The following is a 4,903-nucleotide window of genomic DNA, read 5'->3' as shown; positions in this document are numbered from 1 at the left end:
CCGCTCGCCAGGACGGCACCGCACCGGATTCGGTGTCGGCGGGTACCAATCGGTGGACGACGGCCGCGGCAACGAGTGCGAGGGCGGCGAGGGCCCAGAAAGGACCGCGCCAGCCGATGGTCTGACCGGCCAGAGCGCCGAGCGGAACACCGATGACGTTCGCGAGCATGCCTCCACCCAAGACGATGCCGAGCGCGCGCGAGGAAGACGCCGGGCCTGCCGCTTTTGCTCCGACCACTGCAGCGACTGCCCAGAAGGCGCCCGTCGCCACGGCTGTGAGGAAGCGGGCGCCGAGAATGAGTCCGAAGTTGGACGAGAGCGCGACGATGACGTGTCCGATCGCGAAAACAATCAGAGCCGAGCTCAAGGTCACGCGTCGGGGAACCCTGAGTGTCAAGATCGCCATCGCCGGCGTGCCGAGGATCATCCCGATCGCGAAGACGGTGATCATCAAGCCGACGTTCGCGATCGACGTCCCGAGGTCACCCGCAATCTCGGGAAGAATGCCGGCGACGACGAATTCGGTTGTGCCCATCAAGAAAACTCCGACGGCCAGCACGTAGATCACGAGCGGCAGGCGGCCGGTTTCTTCGACGGTCGGTGCGGAAATCATGAGGTGGTCAGTTCTCTTTCTGTTGACGACGCGCATGTCGTGGCGCACCCGTCCAGGGCATCACGCCCGTCGCCTGCGAGGGAGTCCCGGTCGTTGGGGGTACTCGAAGGGACTCCCGGTGTGACCGATTGCGCGCTACCGTCGGCGCAAAGACTGCCTGAACCCGGGAGGCGCGCCCATGACACGACGACAGATCCGAGGGCTTGGCGCCGCAGTGCTCCTTTCGGCCTTCCTGACTGCCTGCGGTAGCGAGGATCCTGAAGGGCCCGGTCCGCAGGCAAGCACGACAACACGATCGGCGCCCGCCGCGGCCTTCGGTGAACCCGAGACCGTCGCCGACGGCTTGGACGCGCCCTGGTCGATCGCATTCCACGGCGATACACCACTTGTCAGTGAGCGCGACAGCGCGCGAATCCTCGAACTCGACGCCGGCGGAAACAGCCGCGAGGTGGGAGTCGTCGACGGCGTCAGCCCAAGAGGTGAGGGCGGTTTACTAGGGATCGCAGTACGTGAAAACCGCCTGTACGCGTACTTCACCGCGAACGGGGAGAACCGGATCGAACGCTTCGACATCATCGGTGCTCCGGGGGAATTCGCGCTCGGGCCGGCCGAGACGATTCTCGACGGGCTCGCTTCGGCCAATTACCACAACGGTGGTCGCATCGCGTTCGGCCCGGACGGGATGCTGTACGTGACCGTCGGTGATGCCGGTAGTCGAGACAGAGCTCAGGACCTCGACTCGACGTCCGGGAAAATCCTTCGAATGACTCCGGATGGCGATGTGCCGCTAGATAATCCATTTCCGAACTCGTTTGTCTACAGCTACGGCCACCGCAACTCCCAGGGCATTGCCTGGACCGAGGACGGCACGATGTACGCCAGCGAGTTCGGGCAGGACACCTGGGACGAACTCAACCGGATCGAAGCCGGTGGCAACTACGGGTGGCCCGAGGTCGAAGGGATTACGGGTGAAGACGGATTCATCGACCCGCTCCAACAATGGTCACCGGATGATGCCAGCCCCAGCGGAATCGCCATCCACGACGGCTCGATCTACATTGCCAACCTTCGTGGTGAGCGACTCCGCATTGTGCCGTTGGCTGACCCCGCGACCGCCGATGAGCAGTTCGTCGACGTATACGGGCGCCTCCGTGACGTTGTAGTCGCACCGGACGGGTCGCTGTGGATACTGACGAACAACACCGACGGACGCGGCGACCCCAACCCCGGTGATGACCGCATCCTTCGCGTGCCGTTGCGCTGATGTCGATTTCCGGCGAACGCAGTACTTCCAGCCCGAGGGTCCTGGCCGAAGCCTGTGATTCACTAATATCTTTACGACAGATGCGCCGGGTACGGATCGGAGAGACAGCATGGGGACTTGGGGTTCAGGACCTTTCGACAACGACGTAGCGGGCGACCTGCTCAGCGCAGTACAGGCGGGTGACTACGACATCGACGATTACGCTAGCCACCCCGATGGCGGTTATCTCGATGCCGATGATGCTCAAACAGCAATCGCCGTCGCCGAGATTCTTGCGGTTGCGCACGGCGTTGCGCCGAAGCCTGTGCAGCTGGATGGAATTGACGCCGCCGGGTACGTCAGCACCTTGAGCCCGGAGCAGAAGAGTTGGGTCCTCTCCGCACTCGAGCGTGCAGTTTCCGACAGCGACACTTCGGAGTTGTACGAGTTGTGGGAAGAGAACGGTCCGGAAGACCTCGCAGCTTGGCGGGCACCGATCCTGAGCAGATTGGCCAGCCTCAAAACGGTGGGGTAAGCGTCACTAGTCTGCAGTCCCTTGCTTACTCGGAGTTCGACGAGGACAGACTCCCCTTGACGTACCGGGTGGTGTCGTCAGCGAGGATCTCGGCGAGCCCGCTTTCGATACCGTCCAGTGCTTGCGCGGCGACGTCGGCAGGATCGATCTTCTGTTCGGCGGGTACGCCAGCGGCCATGTCGGTATCCATGTATGCGACATGCAGTGCCGATACGGAGATTTTGCGCGGCGCAAGTTCTTCTCGAACGGCGTCGGTCATCGCCCAGGCCGCTGCTTTCGACGACGCGTAAGACCCGAGCGCGGCTGGATGGAACCAGGACAGCACCGACAGAACATTGAGTATTGTTCCGCCGTCGTTGTTTTCGATGACAGGAGCAAACGCCCGGGTCACGGCGAGCGGGCCGTAGAAGTTGACGTCCATCTCTCGTCGAATGTCATCGATGTCGCCCCCGATCAAGGGCGCCGAGGTAGAGATACCTGCGTTGTTGACCAGCAAGGTCACATCCGATGCGATTTGCGCGGCGGCGGTTATCGATTCGGCGTCCGTCACGTCCAACCTCAGGGGGATGACACCGGGTAGATCGACAGATTCCGGATTGCGCGCAGCCGCGTACACCTTTGCGCCGCGCTCGACGAGTCCCGCAGCCAGATGGCGTCCGAGCCCGCGATTGGCTCCTGTGACGACCGCAACCGTCTTGTTCAGGTCCATGATTCTCCCAGAGTTGTGATTGCTCGTGACATTTAGATTGTGAATCAAATCTAAGTATCAGCTAGGATAGATGTCAAGTGAAATCCAAACTGGAAGGCGTTGTGATGGGCCGCGTATCGCAGCAACAAGCGGAAGAGAACCGTCGGCGCGTCGTGGAAACCGCAGCCCGACTGTTCCGAGAGAAGGGCACTCACCTCAGCGTCGCCGACCTGATGAAGGCGTCGGGGCTGACCCACGGTGGCTTCTACAAGCAGTTCGCGTCCAAGGACGCTCTCATCGACGAAGCGACCACCCACGCCTTCAAGGAACTGGCTCAGCTGCACTCTGCGGGACTCGAAGAGTATGCAGGGCAACGTGACTCCGCCCGAAAAGCTTTGATCGATACCTATCTCTCGGTGGCGCATCGCGACAACCCGGCAGACGGATGCCCCGCTGCTGCGCTCGCCGCCGACATGGCGCGCGAGCCTGCAGACAGCGAGGCCCGTCGGGTTTACACGGAGGGAGTGGGGGATTTTGCCGCAGCTCTTGCCGACGACGAAGCTGTCGGTCTCCTCCGGCTCTCCACCATGCTCGGTGCACTGGTTCTTTCGCGAGCTACCAAGGGTTCCCCGCTCTCCGAGGAAATTCTCGATTCCGCGCGCGTCGAACTGATCAGAGGGCTTCGAGAGCCGCTGTCATTTTCTTGACGGTCTCGGGTGCCCCTGGCCGCGAATCCCGCTTTCACGAGGTCCAGTGCTCGCGGTTCCGAGAGTCGGACTCTCGATATGTCGATTGAACGCTCTAGTTGATTCCGACGACTTCCTGGGCGATCGCTGCGAGTCTTGCCTGGGCAGCGGATACGACGCCGTGGCGGTTCTTGTGCGCTTCCTCGTACGCAACGATGTCCCGCACCTGTGCGGCGTCGGTCAGTTCCTTCACGGCGGAGACGGCTTGGGTGACGGTGAGTTCGTCGAAGTCTTCGATGGGAAGTTCAGTGGGGTCGAGTAGCCCACTCGACTTCCGTACCGAACGGAAGACGTCGGCGGCACCGTCAGCACCTTCTCGGCGAGTGACCTTTTCTGCAGTGGCAATCGCCGCATCCCTACTGGCCGAGAGTGTTTTCACAGTCACGTCACCGGCATATGCGCCCCAGCTGATCAGCTCACCCAGTACCGGCGGTGAGGTGCGAACAGCGTCGATGGCACGGTCGAGGCTGCGGGTGGACCAGGAGACCGGAACGTTGACCAGCCGTATCGCCGCGCCGGTGGCAGCTTGCATCGGTGTGCGGCGCAAAGCTGCCGGTCCACCGAGTGCCTCTTCGGCCAAGACAGTCGTGAGCCAGTCCACGGTCGCGGAGTGTGCAGTGATGAGGCGGTCGGCCAACGCCGCGACGGTCTGATCGCCGCCGGCAGTAGCCAGGGCCTTGAGGTAGCGGGAACGGTCGAGGAGTTGATGTTCGAGCGCAAGGTCTCCCAATACCGCTTCGTCGAAGGGCTGAGCCTGTTCGACCATCGCTTTCACTCCGGCTGTCGCGCGTCCGATGAACGGACCGACCAATTCCGGAACGCCACCCAGATCGCGAATCGTGGACTCGATGGAACTCGCCCTTTCACGGCCGTTCTCTGCGTTTTCCGTCAATTCGCGTCGAACCGCTTCGGTTCTGGCCTGTGCGACGCGCGTTTCGGCGACCTGGATCTCGGTGTGCGTCAGACCGAGGAGGATGCGTAACTGGGTGATCAAGGCGGACGTGGTTTCGGAGTTGCTCATATCGGGGTCGTCCCTTCGTCGGTGCGTGCTTTACGTGATGTTCAGCTTCTGCTCGAC

6 protein-coding genes are annotated in these 4,903 nt (G+C 62.3%); 3 read left to right on the top strand and 3 right to left on the bottom strand.

Annotated elements, in window-relative coordinates:
- A partial coding sequence (locus ACYP01_RS16505) for an MFS transporter (RefSeq protein ID WP_459681226.1) occupies positions 1 to 613 on the bottom strand: 613 nt, incomplete at its 3' end.
- A gap of 178 nt (positions 614 to 791) precedes the next feature.
- On the opposite strand from ACYP01_RS16505, the gene ACYP01_RS16500 reads away from it, so the two are divergent.
- Complete coding sequence (locus ACYP01_RS16500) at positions 792 to 1,877, top strand: PQQ-dependent sugar dehydrogenase (RefSeq protein WP_003943262.1); 1,086 nt, start codon at positions 792 to 794, stop codon at positions 1,875 to 1,877.
- 109 nt (positions 1,878 to 1,986) lie between these two features.
- A complete protein-coding gene (locus ACYP01_RS16495) occupies positions 1,987 to 2,391 on the top strand; it encodes a DUF4259 domain-containing protein (protein ID WP_003942974.1) in 405 nt (134 codons plus the stop codon).
- Positions 2,392 to 2,416: 25 nt separating this feature from the next.
- On the opposite strand, the gene ACYP01_RS16490 is transcribed toward ACYP01_RS16495, so the two are convergent.
- Positions 2,417 to 3,100, bottom strand: a complete 684-nt coding sequence (locus ACYP01_RS16490) for an SDR family oxidoreductase (RefSeq protein ID WP_058038455.1) — start codon at positions 3,098 to 3,100, stop codon at positions 2,417 to 2,419.
- 77 nt (positions 3,101 to 3,177) lie between these two features.
- Between ACYP01_RS16490 and ACYP01_RS16485 the strand changes: the two genes are divergently transcribed.
- Complete coding sequence (locus ACYP01_RS16485) at positions 3,178 to 3,786, top strand: TetR/AcrR family transcriptional regulator (protein WP_459681222.1); 609 nt, start codon at positions 3,178 to 3,180, stop codon at positions 3,784 to 3,786.
- 94 nt (positions 3,787 to 3,880) lie between these two features.
- On the opposite strand, the gene ACYP01_RS16480 is transcribed toward ACYP01_RS16485, so the two are convergent.
- The gene (locus tag ACYP01_RS16480) at positions 3,881 to 4,846 is read right to left on the bottom strand and encodes a ferritin-like domain-containing protein (RefSeq protein WP_459681219.1); all 966 of its coding nucleotides are present in this window, start codon (positions 4,844 to 4,846) and stop codon (positions 3,881 to 3,883) included.
- Positions 4,847 to 4,903 lie beyond the last annotated feature (57 nt).

It is taken from the genome of Rhodococcus sp. no. 34 (assembly GCF_054589475.1).
The sequence above is the reverse complement of the archived record's forward strand: the minus strand, read 5'-3'. Positions and strand labels throughout refer to the sequence as shown.